The following is a 20,418-nucleotide window of genomic DNA, read 5'->3' as shown; positions in this document are numbered from 1 at the left end:
TCCCTTCGGACTGACCGAAAACGACGGGGTCGAAGCGACCGGAGAAGCGTCTGGTGCGCCGTGCGGTGACCGCCCTACGCTCGGTGCATGGAGCTGGAGGTGAGGCATCTGCGGGCGCTGTGCGCCATCGCGGACGCGGGCAGCCTGCACAAGGCCGCCCGATGCCTGGGCATGACCCAGCCCTCACTGACCACCCAGCTCCAGCGGATCGAACACGCCCTCGGCGGAGCCCTGTTCACCCGGGACCGCACCGGCTGCCGCCCCACCCCCCTGGGCCGCACCGTGCTGGGCCGTGCCCGGCCTCTGGTCGCGCAGATGGCCCTGCTGGTCACCGAGACCCGCGCCGCCTCCCACGCCGACGGGGCCCGGCTGCGGATCGGATCCACCGCCAGCCGCGCGCTCGCCGGCTGGCTGCGGCGGCTGCGGCAGCGGCTGCCGGGCACGGAGGCGACCCTGCACATGGACGTGTCGGCCAACGCCCTGCTCCAGGCGGTCGCGGCGGGCCAGCTGGACGTCGCGTTCGTGCACGAGGTGGAGGGGTTCCCGCTGCGCGTGCCGTACGGGCTGGTCGGCCGGGTGCTCGTCGCGAGGGAGCCGCAGTTCGTCTCCATGGCGCGGGACCACCCGGCCGCCGCCGCGCCGGTCGTCGACCTCGCGGACCTGGCGGAGGACCGGTGGATCGTCGACCCGACCGTGGACGGCGAGTGGGACGGGCTGCGCCGGGTCCTCGGGGCGGCCGGGATCGACCCGCCCCTGCTGCACGCGGACTACCACACGGCGGCCTCGCTGATCGTCGTGGGCGAGGCGGTCGCACCCTGCCAGCCCACGTCGGGCCCGCGCGACGACATGGCGATCCGGCCGCTGCGGGACGACCCGCTGGCCGTACGGCTGCTGCTGTACCACCGGCCGCCCGGCGACGCGGAGCGCCCGCTGTACGACACCGCGTACGCCGAACTCGCCGCCGCCTACCGCGAAGCGGCCCTGCGCACCACCGCGTACCGCCAGTGGCTCCGGCGCCACGGCAGCCCGCTGCTACCCGCGGGCTGACGTGAGGTGGTCCACCACCCAGTCGGCGGTCGCGGGCAGCCAGTCCGCGCGGGCGTTGCCCACCAGGTGGTCGCCGTGCGGCACGGTCAGCAGCGTGCCGTCCGGCACGGCCGCGGACAGCCCCACCCCGTTCGCGACGCCCGGGACGACGTCCGTACCGCCCTCGACGACCAGCAGCGGACAGCGCAGGCCGCCCGCCACGTCGCGCAGGTCCACACCCCGCGCGAACTCCCGCGCGGCCCCGGCGCTCCCGCACCGCAGGGTCAGCGTGTCCGTCACGAACAGCGGCAGCTCGTCCCAGGTCAGGAAGTACGGCCCGCTGACCGCCACGGCCGCCCGGACCCGCGGATCATGGGCCGCCGAGACCGTGGCGTAGTACCCGCCGAGGCTCATTCCGACGAGCCCGGCGGACCGCGTCTCCAGATCGGGGTGCGCGTCCTCCAGGCTGTCGAGCAGTTCGGCCACCACCACCTGATAGTCGGCCCGCTTGCGGGACGTGGCCGCGCGGACGCCCTGCCCCGGCCCGTCGATCGCGCACACCGCCGCCCCGCGCGCCAGCAGTGCGTCGACGACCCCGTGGAACTCCTCCTTGGAGGAGTCGAGCCCCGGAATCACCACCGCCAACGGAAGCCGCCCCTCCGCCGCCCCCCGCTCGGGCCTGCGCAGCCACCCCGCGAAGGTGTCCCCTTCCACCCGCGCGGCCCCGGGGTCGAGATACCCGAGCGCGCGCCGCATGGTGTCGTCGGCCTCGGCGGCGGTCCGGCCGAGAAGCTCCCGGTCCGGATGGGGGAGCAGCGTCGCGAAGTGGAACCAGCGAGCGGCGGTGCGCAGCGCCTCCCCGGCCGAGAGCCGATGCCCACCGGCGGCGTACCCCTCGGCGGCGCCCACCAGCCCCTCCGCGACCTCACGGAGCGCGGAGGGCCACCGGTACAGGGAGTCGAGCCCTCCGGTCACCCGCTCGTACACGAACGGATCGAGCCCGCCCCCGAAGGCACGGGAGCGGTTGCCGTCGACAAAGGGCCCCAGAACACCGGGCGTTTCAAGGAAGGAGGTCATGGCCTGTGACAACTCCGGCGCACCCGCCGGGATTTCCTCATCGCCCCCGGGGTGAGGGGTGCCACACGGGCGGACTCCGCACACCGCCGGCTGTCCGGTGGACGCAACAGGCGGGGCGAGGCTGCGGCTTCGGCGTGCCGGCCGTGGTGGCGGAGCGGGGCGGGCGGCTTCCGGTGGGCGTCGGCCGCGTCCGCGCAGCCCGTACCGCAACGGCCACCGGGCACCGTTCGGTTCGACCACTGACGCCATACGCCTTCGTGCGGGGGCGGTCGGGGGCTGATGGCCCAGGGGGTACAGGCGGGCGACGCCGTGACGAACGGCTCCCCGGCGGGGCCACGCTCCGCGACCTCGGCCTGGAGCCGCCGGGGCACCGGTCCGTGGAGATCTCGGCCCGTGTCCGCTCCGGCCGGGCCACGGACCACGTCCGTGACTTCCAGGCGGCGCCCCGGGCCGAGACACAGCGCAGGGGCCCGACCGGACCGGCGGTGCCGGTGGTCCGGCCGGGCCCTTGAGGCGCCCGGAAGGCTGAGGAGTCTCAGGCCTTCTTGGTCTCCCAGAAGATGCGGTCGATCTCGGCGATCAGCTCGAGGGCCTTCTCGCCGGTCTTCGGGTCCGTGGACGCCTTGGCGGCCGACAGGGCCTTCAGGGTGTCGTTGACCAGGACGTGCAGCTCCGGGTACTTCTCGAAGTGCGGCGGCTTGAAGTAGTCGCTCCACAGCACCGACACGTGGTGCTTGGCGAGCTCGGCGCGCTGCTCCTTGATGACCGTGGCGCGGGCCTGGAAGTGCGGGTCGTCGTTGGCCGCCATCTTCTCCTGGACGGCCTTGACCGACTCGGCCTCGATGCGGGCCTGGGCCGGGTCGTAGACACCGCAGGGAAGGTCGCAGTGCGCGCTGACCTTCACCTTGGGGGCAAACAGGCGGGAGAGCATGAAGCTGTCCTTCCTCGTGATCGTCTTCTCAGGGGGGACATTACTCGGTGAAGGACGGGTTTTCGCGGGTGGCCCCTGCGGCTTAGGACAAAAGTCCAGGGGGATCATGGGTCTCGTGGAGGAAGAGCACGAAGGGAGACCGGGATGACGGCGGAGGACCGGCGGGCGGTGCGCGGGCCGTTGCTGCCCTTCGGGGCCGCCGAGGTGACCGGGCCCTCCATGCTGCCGACGCTGCGGCACGGGGACCGGCTGCTCGTGCGGTACGGGGCGGTGCCGAAGCCCGGAACGGTGGCCGTGCTGCGCCATCCGTTCCAGCAGGACCTGCTGATCGTCAAGCGGCTCGTGGGGCGGCGGGACGGCGGCTGGTGGGTGCTGGGGGACAACCGGGAGGCCGCCGAGGCCGTGGACAGCAGGGTTTTCGGAGCCGTGCCCGAGGCGATGGTGCTGGGGCGGGTGATCGTGCGGTACCGGGGGATCCGGGCGGGGCGTCAGCGGTCGCTGGGAGCCGTGGTCGCGTGGCTGGCGTCGGCGCCCGTACGGCCCGTGCTCGCGCTCTCCTGGCGTTTGCGGGCCCGGTAGGCCGCCACGTTCGCACGGGTCGCGCAGCGGTCCGAGCAGTAGCGGCGGGAACGGTTCGTGGACGTGTCCAGGTACGCGTTGCGGCAGGGCGCCGCCTGGCACAGGCCCAGCCGGTCGGCGCCCAGTTCCGTCAGGTGGAACGCCAGGCCCATGGCCGCGATCGCCGCGTAGCCGGCCGTCGCGTTCGACGGGTGCTCGGCCAGGTGCATGTGCCAGCGCGGGCGCCCCTCGTCGTCCAGCAGGTCGTGGCCGGAGATCTGCGGGCTCACCGGGAACTCCAGGAGCAGGGAGTTGAGGAGGTCCACCGCCCGTGCGTGGTCGCCCTCGTCGGCCGAGGTGAACACCGCCCGCAGCCGTCCCCGTACCGCGCGGAAGCGGGTCAGGTCGGCGTCCGTGGCCCGGCGGGCCATCTGCGTCATCGGGCCGAACAGTTCACGGACCGCCTCCACCGAGGTGAGCGTGTCCTTGTTGCGCGCCGGTTCCTCGGTGTTCACCAGACGCACGGCGTAGTCCGAGTAATAGGCCAATTCCACTTGTAGTCCTTACCGGGGCGGGCTAGGGTTCGACAGGTCAAGGGTAAGAGATGGATGCGCGATCCGGGTGTTACGGAGGGTGTTATGAGCGAAGCCGTCACCACCACCGACTGGGCCGCCTGGCAGGACAGCTGGGACCGGCAGCAGCAGTGGTACATGCCCGACCGGGAGGAGCGGTTCTCCGTCATGCTCGACATGGTCGAGGCGTGTGCCGGAACCGCCCCCAGGGTGCTCGATCTCGCGTGCGGCACGGGGAGTATCACGAAGCGGCTGCTCGAACGGTTCCCGGACGCCACCAGCGTCGGGGTCGATCTCGACCCCGCTCTGCTGGCCATCGCCGAGGGGTACTTCGCCGGGGACTCCCGGGCGCGGTTCGTACGGGGCGACCTCACCGATCCCGCGTGGACCGCGCGCCTCCCGCACACCTCGTACGACGCCGTCCTCACCGCCACCGCTCTGCACTGGCTCCGGCGCGAACCGCTCGCCGCGCTGTACGGGAGGCTCGCCGGGCTCCTGCGCGAAGGCGGTGTGTTCATGAACGCCGACCGCATGGCCGACGAGACCACGCCCCGCATCAACGCGGCCGAACGCGCCCGGCGGCACGCGGCCATGGACCGTGCCAAGGCCCGCGGAGACGTCCTCGACTGGGCCGAGTGGTGGCAGGTCGCCGCCCAGGACCCGGTGCTCGCCGCGCCCACCGCCGAGCGGTTCGCGATCTACGGTGAGCACGCGGACGGCGAGACCCCCTCGGCGCAGTGGCACGTCCGTACGCTGCTGGGCGCGGGCTTCGCGGAGGCCAGGCCCGTCTGGGCGTCGCCCTCCGACACCCTGGTGCTGGGCCTGCGCTGAGCCCCGTCCGCCGCGTCCAGGCGCGGGAGAGGGGCGGTACGGGTGCGAACCACCCGTACCGCCCCTCCTGCGTGAGATCCCCGAGATCACAGCACCTTGGACAGGAACGCCTTCGTCCGCTCGTGCTGCGGGTCCGTCAGGACGTCCCGCGGGTTGCCGGACTCGACGACCACGCCGCCGTCCATGAACACCAGCGAGTCACCGACCTCGCGGGCGAAGCCCATCTCGTGCGTGACGACCACCATCGTCATGCCCGACTCGGCCAGGTCCCGCATGACGTCCAGGACGTCACCGACCAGCTCCGGGTCCAGCGCCGAGGTGGGCTCGTCGAACAGCATCAGCTTCGGCTCCATCGCCAGCGCCCGGGCGATCGCGACCCGCTGCTGCTGGCCGCCGGAGAGCTGCGACGGGTAGTGCGTGGCCCGGTCGGCCAGACCCACCTTGTTCAGCAGCTCCAGCGCCTGGAGCCTGGCCTCCGACTTGGAGACCCGCTTGACCTGGACCGGCGCCTCCATGACGTTCTCGACGGCCGTCATGTGCGGGAACAGGTTGAAGCGCTGGAACACCATGCCGATGTCCCGCCGCTTCAGCGCGACCTCGCTGTCCTTCAGCTCGTAGAGCTTGTCGCCCTTCTGGCGGTAGCCGACCAGCTCGCCGTCGACGTAGAGCCGTCCGGCGCTGATCTGCTCCAGGTGGTTGATGCAGCGCAGGAACGTCGACTTGCCGGAGCCGGACGGGCCGACGAGGCAGAACACCTCGCCGTTCTGCACCTCGAGGTCGATGCCCCTGAGGATGTGAGCCGGGCCGAAGGACTTGTGGACGCCCTCGGCCTTCACCATGGGGTGGCCGGTCGTGGAACTCATGCGCTTGTCCCTTCGGCCTCGCTGCGCACACGGAAGGTGGTGAGATGTGTCTTGATCCGCTGCAGCGGTGTCTTCGGGAGGGCGCGGTTGGAACCGCGGGCGTAGTACCGCTCCAGGTAGTACTGGCCGATGCTGAAGATCGTGGTCAGCGCCAGGTACCAGAGGGAGACGACGATGTAGCCCTCCATGATGGCCAGCGTACGCGAGCCGAACTCGCGGCCCCGGAGGAACAGCTCGCCGTAGCCGATGGCGAACGCCAGCGACGAGGTCTTCAGCATGTTGATGAACTCGTTGCCGGTCGGCGGGATGATCACCCGCATCGCCTGCGGCAGCACGATCCGCCGCATGGTCTTGCTGCCCTTCATGCCGAGCGCGTGTGCCGCCTCGGTCTGGCCCTGGTCGACCGACTGGATGCCCGCCCGGCAGATCTCGGCCATGTACGCGGCCTCGTTGAGGCCCAGCGCGAGGAGCGCCGCCACGAAGGGCGTCATGACCTCGTTCATCTCGTTCTTGTAGATGAACCCGAGGTTCAGGACCTCGAAGATCAGGGACAGGTTGAACCACAGCAGGATCTGGACGATCACCGGTGTGCCGCGGAAGAACCAGATGTACGCCCAGGCCACCGACGACAGCACCCAGTTCGGGGACAGCCGCATCACGGCGAGGATCGTGCCGAGGACCACACCGATCAGCATCGAGAAGATGGTGATCTTCAGGGTCTCCCAGGCACCCCAGGCGAAGGTGCCGTTGGTGATCTGTTCGCCGACCACGCTCCACTGGATCTGCGCGTTCGCGAACGCGTTCACCAGCAGGGCGACCAGCACCAGGACGACGACGCTGCCGATCCAGCGGCCGTAGTGGCGGACGGGGATGGCCTTGATGGATTCCGGCGCGGCCGGTTCCTTGGAGACGGAGACGGTTCCAGCGTCCTGGGAGTCCCCAGGGGCGGAGTCCCCGCCGCCGGCCTCTGAACCGGCGGCGGAGTCCTTCTTGAGGGGGTCAGTCACGGAGTTGCCTTACGTGGTGAAGGGGTCGAGCGGTGGCGCCTCACTGGCCTGCGTTGACCGTGGCCTTCTCGATGGCGCCGGACTCAGCCTTCCACTTCTTCAGCACCTCGCCGTAGGTGCCGTCGTCGATGATCTTCTGGACGGCGGCCTGGATGGCGTCGCGCAGCTCGGGGTTCTTCTTGCTGACCGCGATGCCGTACGGCGCGGCGTCGATCTGGTCGCCCACGACCTCGAACAGCTTGCCGCCGCCGGCCTCCAGCTCGTTGTACAGCGCCACCGGGAAGTCCGTGATCACGGCGTCGGCGCGCTTGGTCTGGAGCTGGGTGATGGAGTCGGTGTCCTGGTCGGAGATGAACTCCTTGATCTTCTTGTCGCCGCACTTCTTCTGCTGGTCCTTCAGCAGCTCCTCGTTGGCCGTGCCGCGCTGGGCGGCGACGGTGAGGCCGCAGAGGTCGTCGAGGCCGCCGATCTCCTTGGGGTTGCCCTTCTGGGTCAGGATCGCGGAGCCGGCCTTGAAGTAGTTGACGAAGTCCGCGCCGCCCTTGGCGTCCTCGGTGGCGCCCTGCTGGCGCTCCTTGGTGTCCGTCATGGAGGACATGACGACGTCGTGCCGGTTGTTGTTCATGCCCAGGACGAGCTGGTCGAAGGTGGCGTTCTGGAACTTGAACTCCACGCCGAGGACCTTGCCCAGCTCCTTGCCGAGGTCCACGTCCACACCGGCGGGCTGGTTGTTCTCGTCCATGAACTCCATCGGCGCGTACGCGATGTCCGAACCGACCGTGATGACGCCCTTGTCGAGGATCTCCTTCGGCAGCTTGTCGGCCAGAGGAGCGGCGGACGCCTTCGTCCCGGTGTCCTTCTCCTTCGTCCCGGCGTCGTTCGTCTGGTCGCCACACGCGGTGAGCAGCATGGCGCCGGCGACCGCGGTCGCTGCGAGCACGGCGGTCCGGGACGTCCGCAGCGTCCGGGTCTTCGCGGCGATCGAGCGGCGGGTGGTGCTTGCGGTCATGGTCGGTTTCCTCCGGCGGGTGAAAGGAATGCCAATGGGGTCGGGCACGCACCTTCGGGTGTCGCGACCTCGTGTGATTAGGGCATCTTGCCATTCGGACCACCCGTAACAAGGGGCTCAGCATGTCAAAATCGGGTAACGGGTGACCCCCGAACCTCAACGACGCCGTGCCTGTGGGCCGAACCTTCTGCGGAGGCCGGGTGGAAGGGCCGGAAAATCTCCGGTGGATCTCGCCATCCGGACACGATTACGGCCGCAATCCAGACGTACTGCCGACTTGTCCAGATATTCGCCTATGAGTCACGTCACGGTGATGGCGTCTTGTTACCCCGTCGTTGTGCACGCTGCGTGACCGTGTGGCGGCGTCCCGGTGGGGCGCCGCACGCCGCTCCCGTGCCCCGGCGGGGCAGGAACGCGGGAAACCGACTCGTCTGCGGTGGCCTCCTTCAGGTAAGAAGGATCCTTACACCCCTCATCCGGGGCTCAGGGCGCGTTGTGCGGCGCGCCCGCGCGTACGTATCCATCCCTGCCGGGACGGGCCAACCGTTCGGCGCAGGGCACGTAGGCGGTGCCTCCCCACCCCTCCTCAACCAGGAGTGGCAACCCTCAAACGATGAAGACTTAAGGGGTCAACCCAATATGGCAGCGGAGATCGTCAACCCTCGCAGCGACAGCGATACCCGGACCGGCACGGACACCGACGCCGACGGCGGTACGCAGCACGCTTCCGACGAGCCCTTCGATCCGGCGTTCGCCCTCCACCGGGGCGGCAAGATGGCGGTGCAGGCCACCGTCCCCGTCCGTGACAAGGACGACCTGTCCCTCGCGTACACCCCCGGTGTCGCCAAGGTGTGCAGCGCGATCGCGGAGCAGCCCGAACTCGTCCACGACTACACCTGGAAGTCCCAGGTCGTCGCCGTCGTCACGGACGGCACGGCGGTGCTGGGCCTCGGTGACATCGGGCCCGAGGCCTCCCTCCCCGTGATGGAGGGCAAGGCCATCCTGTTCAAGCAGTTCGGCGGCGTGGACGCGGTGCCCATCGCGCTCGCCACCACCGACGCCGACGAGATCGTCGACACCGTCGTCCGGCTCGCCCCGTCCTTCGGCGGCGTGAACCTGGAGGACATCTCGGCGCCCCGGTGCTTCGAGATCGAGCGGAAGCTCCAGGAGCGGCTCGACATCCCGGTCTTCCACGACGACCAGCACGGCACGGCGATCGTCACGCTCGCCGCGCTGCGCAACGCCGCGAAGCTGACCGGCCGGACCCTCGGGGACCTGCGCGCCGTCATCTCCGGCGCGGGCGCGGCCGGTGCGGCCATCGCGCGGTTCCTGCTGGAGGCCGGTATCGGCGACGTGGCGGTCTCGGACCGCAAGGGCATCGTCAGCCGGGACCGGGACGACCTGACGCCGGTCAAGCGGGAGCTGGCCGAGATCACCAACAAGGCCGGGCTGTCCGGCTCCCTGGAGTCCGCGCTGGCCGGGGCAGACGTGTTCATCGGCGTCTCCGGCGGTACGGTCCCGGAGCCGGCGGTCGCGTCGATGGCGCCGGACGCGTTCGTGTTCGCCATGGCGAACCCGAACCCCGAGGTGCACCCGGACATCGCCCACAAGTACGCGGCGGTCGTCGCGACCGGGCGGTCCGACTTCCCGAACCAGATCAACAACGTGCTGGCGTTCCCCGGGATCTTCGCGGGTGCGCTGCAGGTGCGGGCCTCCCGGATCACGGAGGGGATGAAGATCGCGGCGGCGAACGCGCTGGCCGACGTGGTGGGTGAGCAGCTCGCCGCGGACTACGTGATCCCGTCGCCGTTCGACGAGCGGGTCGCCCCGGCGGTGACTGCGGCGGTCGCGGCGGCGGCGCGGGCGGAGGGTGTCGCCCGGCGCTGACACCCGGCGCCTGACGGCAGACTGACCGGGCCGTGTCGTGCCCCCTGGCGGGGGCGCGGCGCGGCCCGGGTGCGTCGGGGGCAGGAGGCCCCCGACGGGTTCTCCGCCTCCCCTGTCCCGGCTGTGCCGGAATGCGGCTCCGCCGTGAGTGGGCCCCGGGTCCCTACAGTCGCGCCTGAACGGCGCCCGTCCTCAAACGCCGCGCGGGCCGGGGAGGTGTCCGCCGGTGCTCGTCCTCGCGCGCCCGACGGGCTGAATTGGTGGTTCCGCCGTCCGCTGTTCACCCCCGGCTGGTCCCATACGCACGCCCCACCACCCACCGACTCGGGAGGCGCGTGTGAATCTGGTCGTGAACGGGGACGCCGAGACCGGTCCGGGCGGGACGCCTGAGCCCGTCGCCGCCGTCACCGGCTGGCGCGTCCTGCAAGGGGCGCCCGCGCTCATCGCGTACAGCCACGGCGGCGGGTATCCGGGGCCCAAGGACCCCGGCCCGACCCCGCGCGGCAGCAGGTTCTTCGGGGGCGGGAACTCCGCCAGGACCGTGCTGGTCCAGGACGTCGCCCTGCCGGAGGGCGGCGCCACCGGGCACGCCGCCGTCGACGCGCGGCGCGTCCGGTACGCCGTCACCGCCTGGCTCGGTGGCTACGCGGCGCAGGAGGACGGCGCCCGGCTGTCCGTCGAGTTCCGGGACGGTCGCGGCACCCCGCTCGCGCTGAGCGTGCTCGGGCCCGTCACCGCCGGGGAGCGGCGCGGGCGGACCGGCCTGGTGGAACGTTCCGCCGCCGCCGCCGTCCCGCCCGGCTCCCGCACCGCGCGTGTGCTGCTCGTGCTCACCCGCAGCGGTGGTACCTCCAATGACGGGTACGCCGACCAGATCAGCCTCAGCCTCGCCTCGACCGCCGCCGGGAGCGCCCAGTGAGCCTCGACCGACGTGACCTGCTGAAGGCGGCCGGTGCCGCCGGAGCCCTCAACCTGGTCTGGCCGCTCGCCGCCGGGCTCTCACCCGCGCAGGCCCGCGAGGCCGCCGAGACGCTGGGCGCCGACTACGACCCCGCACCGTTCACCCTCGGCGTCGGGTCCGGCGACCCGCAGCCCACCAGCGTCGTCCTGTGGACCCGCCTCGCCCCCGAGCCGTTCGGGGACGTCACCGAGCAGGGGCTGCCGGAGATCGTCGAGGTGGAGTGGACCCTGGCCGAGGACCCCGCCCTGTCCCGCGTCGTCGCGCGCGGCACCCATCCCGCCTCGGCCACCCTCGGCCACAGCGTCCACGTCCCGGTCCACGGCCTCACCCCGGGACGTGCCTACTGGTACGCCTTCCGCGCCCTCGGCGCCACCAGCCGCACCGGCCGTACCAGGACCGCGCCGGCCGGGCCCGTGCCGTCCGTCCGCTTCGCCTCCGCCAACTGCCAGCACTTCGCTTCCGGCCACTACGCCGCCCACCGCGCCATCGCCCGAGAGGACCTCGACTTCGTCGTCCACCTCGGGGACTACATCTACGAGGGCGGGCCCGGCGGCAGCGGCCCCCGCGACCACAACACCCCCGACCCGCACACCGTCGCGGACTACCGCAGGCGCCACGCCCTCTACAAGGGCGACCGCTCCCTGCGCGAGGCGCACGCCGCGCACCCGTGGTTCCTCACCTGGGACGACCACGAGGTCGTCAACGACTACAGCAGCGCGGGCATGGGCGCGCCCCTCCTGCACCGCCGCGCCGCCGCCTACCAGGCCTGGTTCGAGCACATGCCGCACCGCGACGGCACCCCCGGCGCCCTGGAGTCCGCGCTGCCCGATCCCGTCATCCACCGCCGCCGCACCTGGGGCGACCTGCTGGAGCTGACGGTCCTGGACCTGCGCTCCCACCGTTCCGCGCAGAACCTCGCCGAAGGGACCATCCTGGGCGCCGAGCAGAAGGCCTGGCTCAAGCAGGGCGTCAGCCGGGCGCCCGACACCTGGCATGTGTGGGCGAACTCCATCATGCTCAGCCAGCTGCGTGCCTCCCCGGGCGGCCGGTACATGTTCACGGACCAGTGGGACGGCTTCCTCGCGGAGCGGAAGGAGGTCCTCACCCACGTCCACGACAGCGCCCTCGAGGACCTCGTCGTCATCACCGGCGACTGGCACTCCGCCTTCGTCGACGACATCCGGCCCGACTTCGACGATCCCTCCTCGCCCGTCGTCGGCACCGAGTTCACCGCCCACTCGGTGTCCTCCTCCGCCTACTCCGCCTCCTGGAACGCCGCCAACGGGCCCGTCATGGGCCGCGCCAACCCGCACCTCAAGTACTTCGAGGGCAACCGGTACGGCTACGACGTGTACGAGGTGACGCCGGAACGGTTCAGCACCCATATGCGGGTCGTGGCCGACCGGCAGGACCCGCGGTCGCCCGTGACCACCCTGACCACCTTCCACGTGGACCGGGGCCGGGCGGGCTCGTACGAGGACCCGGCGACGAGGAACTCGCCCGCCCAGTGGCGCAGGGACGCGTAGCGGCAGGCGGGACGCGCGTCACACCGGTGTGTGGTTCCGCCACACACCGGTGCGACCTAGGGTCAGGGCCATGTTCGCTGCCTACGCCGCACGTATCGACCGCGACCAGCCCCTCGACGGGCTCGAACTGGGCGACCGCCCCGAGCCCGAGGCGCGCCCCGGGTGGACCACCGTCACGGTCCGGGCCGCCTCCCTCAACCACCACGACCTGTGGTCCCTGCGCGGGGTCGGCCTGGCCGAGGACAAGCTGCCGATGATCCTCGGCTGCGACGCCGCCGGGATCGACGAGGACGGCAACGAGGTCGTCCTGCACTCCGTCATCGGCCAGACCGGCCACGGCGTCGGGCCGCACGAGCCCCGCTCCATCCTGACCGAGCGCTACCAGGGAACCTTCGCGGAGCGGGTCTCCGTGCCGACGTGGAACGTGCTGCCGAAGCCGAGTGAGCTCAGCTTCGAGGAGGCCGCCTGCCTGCCGACCGCCTGGCTCACGGCGTACCGGATGCTCTTCACCAACGCGGGTGTACGGCCCGGGGACTCGGTCCTCGTGCAGGGCGCGGGCGGCGGTGTCGCGACCGCAGCGATCGTGCTCGGCAAGGCCGCCGGGCTGCGGGTCTTCGCCACCAGCCGCGACGAGGCCAAGCGCAAGCGGGCGGTCGAGCTGGGAGCGGTCGACGCGTTCGAGCCGGGCGCCCGGCTTCCGCAGCGCGTGGACGCGGTGATCGAGACCGTCGGCGCCGCCACCTGGTCGCACTCCGTCAAGTCCCTGAGGCCCGGCGGCACGCTGGTCATCTCGGGTGCCACCAGCGGCGACCGGCCGTCGCACGCAGAGCTGACCCGTATCTTCTTCCTGGAGCTGAGGGTCGTCGGCTCGACCATGGGCTCCAAGGACGAGCTGGAGGACCTGCTGTCCTTCTGTGCGACGACGGGCGTCCGGCCGGTGATCGACGAGGTGCTGCCGCTGGACCGGGCGCGGCAGGGCTTCGAGAAGATGGAGTCGGGCGAGCTGTTCGGGAAGGTCGTGCTCAAGCCGACCGGCTGAGTTCCCGGCGCACGGCTCTTGATGGGCCGTCAGTTCTGCTGATGGGATCTCCGGCGTCGCGTCCACGCCGTGCCGGAGGTCTTCTCATGCGTACCGCCGTCAGCGCCGCCGCAGCACTCTCCGCTCTCCTGGCGGCGGGCCTCGCGCCCGCGCCCGCCCCCTCATCCGTCGCCGAACCCGGCATACCGCCCCTCACCGACCACCGCGGCCGGGTCCTCACCCTGCGGGGCTGGAACGTCGAGGACAAGACCCACCGCGGTGACGCCGCCCTCTCCGCCATCACCGAGCGCCACTTCCGCGACCTGCGGGCGCAGGGCTTCGGCTTCGCCCGGCTGCTGGTCTTCTGGGACGACCTGGAGCCCCGGCGCGGTCAGTACAGCGAGCGGTACCTGCGCAGGATCGAGCGCGTGCTGGGCTGGGCGCACCGGTACCGCATCCGGGTCGTCCTCGACGCCCACCAGGACGTCTTCGGCCCCGCGTTCGGACACCGCGGCATTCCGGAGTGGGCCACCCGCACGGACGGGCTGCCCTTCACCCCGCACCCCGACGACTGGTTCTCCGAGTACTTCGAGCCCGCCGTCCAGCGCGCCTTCACCCACCTGTACGAGGACGAGGACCTGCGCCGCGCCCAGGCGGCCATGTGGCGGGTGCTGGCCGACCGCTTCGACGACCACCCGGCCGTGCTCGGCTACGACCTGATCAACGAGCCCATGGGCGAGCTGCGCGCGGGCGAGGAACTGCCGGAGGCGGCCCGCAGGATCGAGTCGGGACAGCTGACCGCCATGTACAACCGCCTCGCCCGGGCGGTCCGCTCCGTGGACGAGGACGCCTGGCTGTTCGTCGAGCCGACCCCCCTCGTGGGGGAGGGCGTCCCGACGGCGCTGGGGAGGATCGAGGACCCCAGGGTGGTGTACGCCCCGCACTTCTACAACACGGCGATGGAGGCGGGCGCGGACTACGACCCGGATGCCCGCTGGATCGAGGCGTACGAGGCGGCGGTCGTCGCGTACCCGAAGGAGTACAAGGTCCCGGTGGTGGTCGGGGAGTGGGGACCGCTGAACAACTCCCTGCCCAACATGGGCCGTTTCTACGAGGACGCCCTCACCTCACTGAACCGCTACAGCTCCGGCTGGGCGGGCTACGTGTGGTGCTACGGGGGCGGGTACTGCGCCGTGGACGGGGAGGGCCGGTTCCGTACGAACAAGGAGCGGACCGCCGCGCCCTATGCGGAGGCGGTGGCCGGCACCGTACGGGAGGAGCGGCACGGGCAGCGCTCGTACCGGCTCGTGTACCGGGCCGGGCGCGGCGTCACGGAGCTGTCCCTGCCGCCCGCCCCGCGCGGCTGGCGGGTGGAGGTGACGGGCGCCCGCGCCCGGTCCCGTACGGCGGTGGGCGCGGCGACCCGGGTGGCGGTGGGGGCGGTGCCCGGCGCGACGGTGACGGTCACCGTCAGCCGGAGGTGACCCCGTCAGCCCGCAGCAGCGCGGTGATACGAGCCGCCGCCGCGGCGAGATGGGCGCGGGCCTCGGTGAGCCGGGCCTCCGTCACACCGTGGTCGCGGGCCGCGTCCCGGACGTCGTCGCGGAACCGGTCCAGCAGCCGTTCCAGCTCACGCGCCGGGTCGTCGCCGGGGCCCTCCTCATGCGCCCAGCCCGGGAGGTAGGGCTCCGCGCCGTACGGCTCCGGGGGCGTGCCCGCGCCGGGCGGCGCCGTGCCGTCGGCCGGGTGCTTGGCCGTGCCGTTGCCGGGACCGGGGGCACCGGGCCCGGCGAACAGGCCGCCCAGGCGGGACGTCAGGTCCGTCAGACCGTCCCGTACGCCCTTCGGCCAGTCGCCCTGGGCCACGCGTTCCTGGACCTGCTGGGTCAGGCGCTGCATCTCCTGGCGGGCCCGGTCCTGGGCCTCCTTGGCCTGGCGGCGCGCGTTCTGGGCCTCCTCGCGGGCGCGGCGCGACTCGTCCCTCGCGCGCCGCGTCTGCTCCTTCCACTCCTGCTTGGCCCGCCGCAGCTCCTCCTTGGCGCTGCGCCACGCCTCCCACTCGGGCCCGCCGCCCGGCTGCCGGGTCTCGCTCGCCGCCGCGCGCATCTCGCTGCGCAGCCGCCCCGCCGCCCCCCGTACGTCGTCCCGGATCTCCGAGGCCAGCTCCGACACCGACTCGCGGATCTCCTGCTCCAGGTCGGCCAGCTCGCCGCTGCGCGCCGCCAGTTCGGCGCGGCCCGCCTCGGTGATCGAGTACACCTTGCGCCCGCCCTCGGAGGCGTGCGTGACCAGCCCCTCGGCCTCCAGCTTGGCGAGCCGGGGGTACACGGTCCCCGCGGAAGGCGCGTACAGGCCCTGGAAGCGCTCCTCCAGCAGCCGGATCACCTCGTACCCGTGGCGGGGGGCCTCGTCGAGCAGCTTCAGCAGGTAGAGGCGCAGCCTGCCGTGGGCGAAGACGGGGGGCATGTTCAGAGCGCCTTTCCGGAGGCGGCGTCGGTGGAGGCGGCGGCCGGGGCGTCGGCGTCCTCGGGGCGGCGCAGCAGGGCGATCGCGCCGGACACCGTCGTCGCCTTGAGCGTGCCGGTGCCCGCGCCCAGGGTGCCGGTGATCTGTTTGGCGCCCCACATGCCGCCGACCCTCAGTCCCTCGAAGGCGTTGGACACGCTGCCGCTGGTGGTGTTGGCCTCGACATGAGCGTCCGCGCGGTGCGGCAGCCGGATCGCGACCTCGCCCGACACGGAGGTGACCTGGATGTCCGTCGGACCCCCGGCCGGTTCCACGTCCACGGCCAGGTCGCCGCTCACGGAGTCCGCCCGAACGGCCGCGCCCGAGCCGTCGACGACCGTCAGGTCGCCGGACACGGAGCGGAAGCGCAGGTCGCCGGTGACCGCCTGGGCCTCCAGGGCGCCGGAGACCGTCTCGGCCCTGACGGGCCCGGAGAGCCGGGCGAGCGTGGTGTCGCCGGAGACGCCCTGGACCTCCGTACGGCCCCGGAGGCCGGAGACCGTGGCGGTCGCGGCGACGGTGCCGACCTGCACGTCCGTCCCCGCCGGGACGGTGACCGTGACGACGGCGCTGCGGTTCCTGGCGCCGCGCTTCAGCCAGCCCTTGAGGCCCGCCCAGGTCAGGTCCTCGTACGTGACGGTGAGGGTCCGGTCTTCGAGGGTGACGAGCAGCGGCGGGCCGTGCAGGGCGGAGACCTCCAGCCGGGCGGGCGTGCCGTCGTCCTCGGTGCCGATGACGTTGACCGCGCCGTTCACCACACGGACGCGCAGTGCGCCGAGCGGGTCGTCGAAGGTGAGTTTCACGGGCTCGTTGACGGTCCACTGGGTCATGGCGGGCCTCCTGGGCGGGCACGGTATGACGCGGCATATCGCGTCTTCTCCAATACACGATATATCGCGGTAGTACGAAGTCAAGGCCGCCGTTCCTCCGTCTGTCGGACCTGGAGTCGGCCATACCGGGGCAAACTGGCCTAGCGTATGGCTCATGAACGCGACGGGTGTGCTGCTGCTGTGCCGGGCCGAGTGCGAGGCCGTCGCGGCCCCGGCGTACGTACTGCGCGAGCGGGTGGTGCTCGCCCCCGCGGGGCCCGGGTGGACCGTGCTGGTCCCGGAGGGCGGGCCCTGGCGGGACGGCGTCGAATCCGTCGAGCGGGTCGCGTCCGGGTGGGCCTCTGCGCTGGCTGTGGGAGCGTCCCGGCCGGTGCTGGCGCTGTGGTGGGACCTGGTGCACGCGGGGTTCACCCTGGCGTCGGGCTTCCGGCGGCCCGTCGGCTACACGTGGCTGGCCGACGGGACGCCCGCGGGGGAGGACGAGGCCCTGCTGACGTTCGCGGAGCGGCTCGGGCTGGACCCGGTGCTGGACGTCCAGGCCCTGCAGACGCTGACCCGGGACGTCAGGGAGGCCGATGCGCACACGCGGCTGGTGGGACTGACCGCCGTGCTGTCCCGGCTCGGGCTGGCCCTGCCGGACGGGGTCCACCCGGGGCGGCCCGGTGCGGGCCTGCCGGGTGCCGTCGAGGCCGTGCCCGGCGCGCGGCACGTCGCGGGGCACGGCTGGCGGGACGCGGTGCGGGGGGAGCTTGCGGCGGTCGAGGGCGGGCGGCGGCTGGCGGGTGCGCAGTTGGCCGTGGGCCTGCCGCTGCTGGTCTGGGCGCTGCTGCCCGGGCGGGTGCGGCCCGGGTGGGCCGTGGCGGGGGCGGTGCTGGCGGTGCAGGGTGCGCTCGGGCTCGTGGGCCGTTCCGCCGCCCCGCCTCGTCCCGACCGTGCCGGCACGCGGTCCCGCCGGGCGGGGGGCTTCGCCCGGGACCCGCACCGCGCCTGAACAGCGCTGCTGCTCACGCTCTCCCGAGCCCTGCGAGCGGGGGGTACCCCCGGGGGCCTACTCGTCGTCCTCGTCGTCCAGCCGGGCCAGCCATGTGGCCAGGCGTTCCACCGGGACCTCGAAGTCCGGGTTCAGGTCGACGAACGTGCGGAGCTGCTCGGCCAGCCACTCGAACGTGACCTCCTCCTCGCCACGTCGCTTCTCCAGCTCCTCGATGCCACGGTCGGTGAAGTACAAGACACGCTCCTGATTCGGCGGGGCTCGCCCCGGGTTCCCCCTCAGGGTAGGTCGCCCGGCCGACCGGTTCGACAATCGGCCGGTTTTGTTCGTGTGACTCCCTCCTCACGCCGCGTCCATACCAGTAGCCTCGCTCTCCGGATCGTCTGCGGCGACGGGGGAGTGCACAATGAGCGGTCAGATTCGCCGGATCGAACTCGGCAACGGCGAGGTCGTGTATGCCCGGATCAGCGCGGCCCCCGGCTTTGGCGCGGCCGACCGCGACGTCGGCGTCACCGACCGCGCAGCCGCCAGGCTGGAGCATCTCACCGAACTCGTCCAGCGCGTCGGCGGCACGGTCCTCGACGCCGCGGCCGCCCTGAAGCCCGACGAGGCGTCGATCTCCTTCGGTGTGGAGCTCGCCGCCAAGTCCGGCGCGGTGCTGGCCGTCCTGGCCGAAGGCGAGGCCAAGACATCCCTTCAGGTCACCCTGACCTGGCAGCTCGGCGACCGAGGCGGCTCGCCGGTGCCCGGACCGGCCGGTGAATGACTGACCACCGCGCCGATCTCGATCCCCTCGTCCAGGCCGCCACGGTCCGCTTCCTGCCCGCGGACCCGTCCGATTCCCGCATGTGGGGCAGCGGATTCTTCATCGCGCCCGGGTGGGTACTGACCTGCGCACATGTGCTGCGGCCCCATCTGGGCGAGGAGCCGGGCGCCGAGTTCCACGTCGCGGGCTCGGAGACATACCACGGCATCGCGCCGGTGCGGGCGAGGCTGGAGCGGTGGCTTCTCGGCGACTCGTGGGCCGAGGCGATCCCGCCGCACGAGGACCTGGCACTGGTGAGGCTGCTTGACGACTGCGTGCCCCATGAGTGTGTCTGGGCCGGGGACCAGACCCTGCCGCAGACCGGGGACCGCCGGCGCGTCTTCGGCTTCCGTCCCGAGGCGGCGTACGGCGACGCCGAGCCGTATGACCTCTGGAGCTGCGACATCGAGAGCAACGTCCTCGACGGGTTCTGCGGCATCCGCTTCGCTCCCGCCGCCTACTTCCCAGGCGGGGTGTCCGGAGGACCGGTGCTTGACCTGGCGACCGGCGCCGTCGTGGCCCTGACCAAGTCCGGCCGCGACGGCATGGACGGCGGCCTTGCCGTGTCGCTCAGTGCTCTGCGAGGCTTCGGCGACCTGTACCGCGAGGTCATGGGGGCCCACGACCGCTGGCACGCCGAGCGTGCCGAGGCCGTCGGTCCCGCCGACTGGCTTGTCCACCAGCAGCGTCTGGTCGGCCCCGCGCCGGGAGGCTCCGAGGAGTGGCTGCCGGAAGACCGCATCAAAGCCCTGGGCCTGCTGGCCCGGCTTCCCGTGCCGCCGCCCCTGCCACGCGCTGTGGAGGTCCTGGCACGGCACGCCCACAACGACGAGCGCCAACCCCGTCCGAAGCTGCCGCTCCTTGCCTGGCGCGACGGCCACGGGCTGCTGCGTGCGAGCAGTGCCGGCCGCCTCCCCGCCATCACGTATCTCCGCTACCTGCGACTGGTCGTACTCCTCGTACAGGAGCACGCGGGCCCCGATGCCGTCGCCCCGTCCGTCAGCGAGCTGGACGCCTGGATCAAGGAACGGATGCACCGCGTCCATTCCTGGCAGCACTCGCTCGTGACGGAAGCGTCCCTGCCCGCGGGGCTGGGTGCGAAGGCGGACCCGATCGACCTGGTCGGCGGCGACACGGCGTGCGTTGCGCCCGGGCGCGTGGTCATCCCGTATCCGCGTTCGGGGGACAAGAACAGTGTCGTCGTGGTGGAGATCGAACCCCTCCCGTACCAGAATGTGCACTGGCAGATCCGGATCGACGACGGCAGTAGCGACGACGAGATCTTCGACGCGGAACGCGATCCCGACGGCGTGGCACCCGACCGGCTCCTGGAACGGCTGCGCCAGCCGCTGGGCCTGGCCTTCCAGGTCGCTGACGAAGCCGGTGAATACCCGGCGCCGTGCGAAGTCGTGCTGCCAGCATACGAGTTCGACCGGCCCGTCCACCGCTGGCAGCTTGCCGAGATCGCCCGCCTCGGGGACGCCGCACACCTCCCGCTCGGCGTGCGCCGCCGCGTGGTCCTCCGCGACCTGGGCCGCCGCGGTACACGCGACGCTGCATGGGAGTCCCGGTGGAACGCGACGGCCGGCGCCGGACGCCTCTCCGCGGTGCCCACGAGCCCCGCGCACGCGCGTCGCCGCCATTTCGAGGACATGCCGCCCTCCGCGATCCCCGTCCTGTGCCACCGGGCAGCGCACGGCGCCGGCCGCAAAGCCATGGAACTGGCGCTCGAAACCGGCCACGGCATCGCACTCTGGCACATCGAGGGCCACCCGCACTCCGCCACCTGCGCGGGCGACTGCGCGGACTTCCACCGCGGCATCGCCGCACTCCTCTCCGACGTCGGGGCGGCCGATGAACTCCCCGAGCGCCTCCGTCGTATCAGAGAAGAGCTACACGAACGCGGCGACCAGGCGCACTGGGCCGAAGGCCTGGCCGTGCTCTACGACGACCCCAACAGGCCCGTGCCCGCGGATCCGTCGGCGTTCTGGAGCTCGCCGGCATGACGGGCACACAGCGCA

At 72.2% G+C, this 20,418-nt stretch carries 20 protein-coding genes; 11 read left to right on the top strand and 9 right to left on the bottom strand.

The genetic code is table 11. The features are described 5' to 3' along the window. Nucleotides 1-87 precede the first annotated feature (87 nt). Nucleotides 88-1,047 carry a LysR family transcriptional regulator gene (locus I3F58_RS01555; RefSeq protein ID WP_240106283.1) on the top strand — a complete coding sequence of 320 codons (960 nt, stop codon included), beginning with the start codon at nucleotides 88-90 and terminating at the stop codon, nucleotides 1,045-1,047. Here I3F58_RS01555 and I3F58_RS01550 read toward each other — a convergent pair. Both I3F58_RS01550 and sodN read right to left on the bottom strand, forming a co-directional pair. After that, nucleotides 1,033-2,103 (bottom strand): S9 family peptidase, encoded by a 1,071-nt coding sequence (locus I3F58_RS01550; protein ID WP_240106282.1) that lies wholly within the window; start codon nucleotides 2,101-2,103, stop codon nucleotides 1,033-1,035. The genes I3F58_RS01555 and I3F58_RS01550 overlap by 15 nt on opposite strands. Nucleotides 2,104-2,638: 535 nt before the next feature. Next, on the bottom strand, nucleotides 2,639-3,034 hold the full coding sequence (sodN, locus tag I3F58_RS01545; RefSeq protein ID WP_093780820.1) for a superoxide dismutase, Ni: 396 nt from the start codon (nucleotides 3,032-3,034) through the stop codon (nucleotides 2,639-2,641). Nucleotides 3,035-3,178: 144 nt separating this feature from the next. On the opposite strand from sodN, the gene sodX reads away from it, so the two are divergent. Next, nucleotides 3,179-3,613 (top strand): nickel-type superoxide dismutase maturation protease, encoded by a 435-nt coding sequence (gene sodX / locus I3F58_RS01540; RefSeq protein ID WP_240106281.1) that lies wholly within the window; start codon nucleotides 3,179-3,181, stop codon nucleotides 3,611-3,613. Here the strand turns inward: sodX and I3F58_RS01535 are convergent. After that, nucleotides 3,523-4,146, bottom strand: coding sequence for an ABATE domain-containing protein (locus tag I3F58_RS01535; RefSeq protein WP_240106280.1), 624 nt, complete (start codon nucleotides 4,144-4,146; stop codon nucleotides 3,523-3,525). The two genes, sodX and I3F58_RS01535, sit on opposite strands and share 91 nt — an antisense overlap. Before the next feature lie 84 nt (nucleotides 4,147-4,230). Between I3F58_RS01535 and I3F58_RS01530 the strand changes: the two genes are divergently transcribed. Continuing rightward, on the top strand, nucleotides 4,231-4,995 hold the full coding sequence (locus tag I3F58_RS01530; RefSeq protein WP_240106279.1) for a trans-aconitate 2-methyltransferase: 765 nt from the start codon (nucleotides 4,231-4,233) through the stop codon (nucleotides 4,993-4,995). An 86-nt stretch (nucleotides 4,996-5,081) separates the two neighbouring features. Here the strand turns inward: I3F58_RS01530 and I3F58_RS01525 are convergent, their stop codons facing one another. The 3 genes from I3F58_RS01525 to I3F58_RS01515 are packed head-to-tail and all read right to left on the bottom strand — an operon-like array spanning nucleotide 5,082 to nucleotide 7,874. Next, a complete protein-coding gene (locus I3F58_RS01525; protein WP_275677952.1) occupies nucleotides 5,082-5,858 on the bottom strand; it encodes an amino acid ABC transporter ATP-binding protein in 777 nt (258 codons plus the stop codon). Next, on the bottom strand, nucleotides 5,855-6,865 hold the full coding sequence (locus I3F58_RS01520; protein ID WP_374207881.1) for an amino acid ABC transporter permease: 1,011 nt from the start codon (nucleotides 6,863-6,865) through the stop codon (nucleotides 5,855-5,857). Before I3F58_RS01520 ends, I3F58_RS01525 begins: the two co-directional genes overlap by 4 nt. Nucleotides 6,866-6,905: 40 nt before the next feature. Next, on the bottom strand, nucleotides 6,906-7,874 hold the full coding sequence (locus I3F58_RS01515) for an ABC transporter substrate-binding protein (RefSeq protein ID WP_240106278.1): 969 nt from the start codon (nucleotides 7,872-7,874) through the stop codon (nucleotides 6,906-6,908). 639 nt (nucleotides 7,875-8,513) lie between these two features. Between I3F58_RS01515 and I3F58_RS01510 the strand changes: the two genes are divergently transcribed. From I3F58_RS01510 to I3F58_RS01490, 5 genes are all read left to right on the top strand, one after another. Further along, a complete protein-coding gene (locus I3F58_RS01510) occupies nucleotides 8,514-9,761 on the top strand; it encodes an NADP-dependent malic enzyme (protein ID WP_240106277.1) in 1,248 nt (415 codons plus the stop codon). A 337-nt stretch (nucleotides 9,762-10,098) separates the two neighbouring features. After that, nucleotides 10,099-10,680 carry a phosphoesterase gene (locus I3F58_RS01505; RefSeq protein ID WP_240106276.1) on the top strand — a complete coding sequence of 194 codons (582 nt, stop codon included), beginning with the start codon at nucleotides 10,099-10,101 and terminating at the stop codon, nucleotides 10,678-10,680. Next, nucleotides 10,677-12,248: an alkaline phosphatase gene (locus tag I3F58_RS01500; protein ID WP_240106275.1), complete on the top strand. Its 1,572-nt coding sequence runs from the start codon at nucleotides 10,677-10,679 to the stop codon at nucleotides 12,246-12,248. Before I3F58_RS01505 ends, I3F58_RS01500 begins: the two co-directional genes overlap by 4 nt. A 70-nt stretch (nucleotides 12,249-12,318) precedes the next feature. Further along, nucleotides 12,319-13,287 (top strand): zinc-binding dehydrogenase, encoded by a 969-nt coding sequence (locus tag I3F58_RS01495; protein WP_240106274.1) that lies wholly within the window; start codon nucleotides 12,319-12,321, stop codon nucleotides 13,285-13,287. Between the two features lie 86 nt (nucleotides 13,288-13,373). Then, nucleotides 13,374-14,750, top strand: a complete 1,377-nt coding sequence (locus I3F58_RS01490) for a glycoside hydrolase family 5 protein (protein ID WP_240106273.1) — start codon at nucleotides 13,374-13,376, stop codon at nucleotides 14,748-14,750. Here I3F58_RS01490 and I3F58_RS01485 read toward each other — a convergent pair. Next, nucleotides 14,737-15,732 carry a helix-turn-helix transcriptional regulator gene (locus I3F58_RS01485; protein WP_240106272.1) on the bottom strand — a complete coding sequence of 332 codons (996 nt, stop codon included), beginning with the start codon at nucleotides 15,730-15,732 and terminating at the stop codon, nucleotides 14,737-14,739. The genes I3F58_RS01490 and I3F58_RS01485 overlap by 14 nt on opposite strands. Before the next feature lie 2 nt (nucleotides 15,733-15,734). Further along, nucleotides 15,735-16,601: a DUF4097 family beta strand repeat-containing protein gene (locus I3F58_RS01480; RefSeq protein ID WP_240106271.1), complete on the bottom strand. Its 867-nt coding sequence runs from the start codon at nucleotides 16,599-16,601 to the stop codon at nucleotides 15,735-15,737. A 154-nt stretch (nucleotides 16,602-16,755) separates the two neighbouring features. Here I3F58_RS01480 and I3F58_RS01475 point away from each other — a divergent pair, with 154 nt between their 5' ends. Then, nucleotides 16,756-17,592 carry a hypothetical protein gene (locus tag I3F58_RS01475; RefSeq protein ID WP_240106270.1) on the top strand — a complete coding sequence of 279 codons (837 nt, stop codon included), beginning with the start codon at nucleotides 16,756-16,758 and terminating at the stop codon, nucleotides 17,590-17,592. Nucleotides 17,593-17,649: 57 nt separating this feature from the next. Here I3F58_RS01475 and I3F58_RS01470 read toward each other — a convergent pair whose 3' ends face one another. Further along, on the bottom strand, nucleotides 17,650-17,829 hold the full coding sequence (locus tag I3F58_RS01470; RefSeq protein ID WP_003992906.1) for a DUF6104 family protein: 180 nt from the start codon (nucleotides 17,827-17,829) through the stop codon (nucleotides 17,650-17,652). Between the two features lie 169 nt (nucleotides 17,830-17,998). On the opposite strand from I3F58_RS01470, the gene I3F58_RS01465 reads away from it, so the two are divergent. Together I3F58_RS01465 and I3F58_RS01460 are read left to right on the top strand one after the other, a co-directional pair. Then, nucleotides 17,999-18,358, top strand: a complete 360-nt coding sequence (locus I3F58_RS01465; RefSeq protein WP_240106269.1) for a CU044_2847 family protein — start codon at nucleotides 17,999-18,001, stop codon at nucleotides 18,356-18,358. Next, nucleotides 18,355-20,403 carry a trypsin-like peptidase domain-containing protein gene (locus tag I3F58_RS01460; protein WP_240106268.1) on the top strand — a complete coding sequence of 683 codons (2,049 nt, stop codon included), beginning with the start codon at nucleotides 18,355-18,357 and terminating at the stop codon, nucleotides 20,401-20,403. The genes I3F58_RS01465 and I3F58_RS01460 overlap by 4 nt, the downstream gene beginning before the upstream one ends. The last annotated feature ends 15 nt before the right edge of the window (nucleotides 20,404-20,418 follow it).

The sequence above is a fragment of the Streptomyces sp. MUM 203J genome (assembly GCF_022414595.1).
Lineage (GTDB): Bacteria > Actinomycetota > Actinomycetes > Streptomycetales > Streptomycetaceae > Streptomyces.
This window is presented reverse-complemented; position numbering and strand designations above follow the sequence as displayed.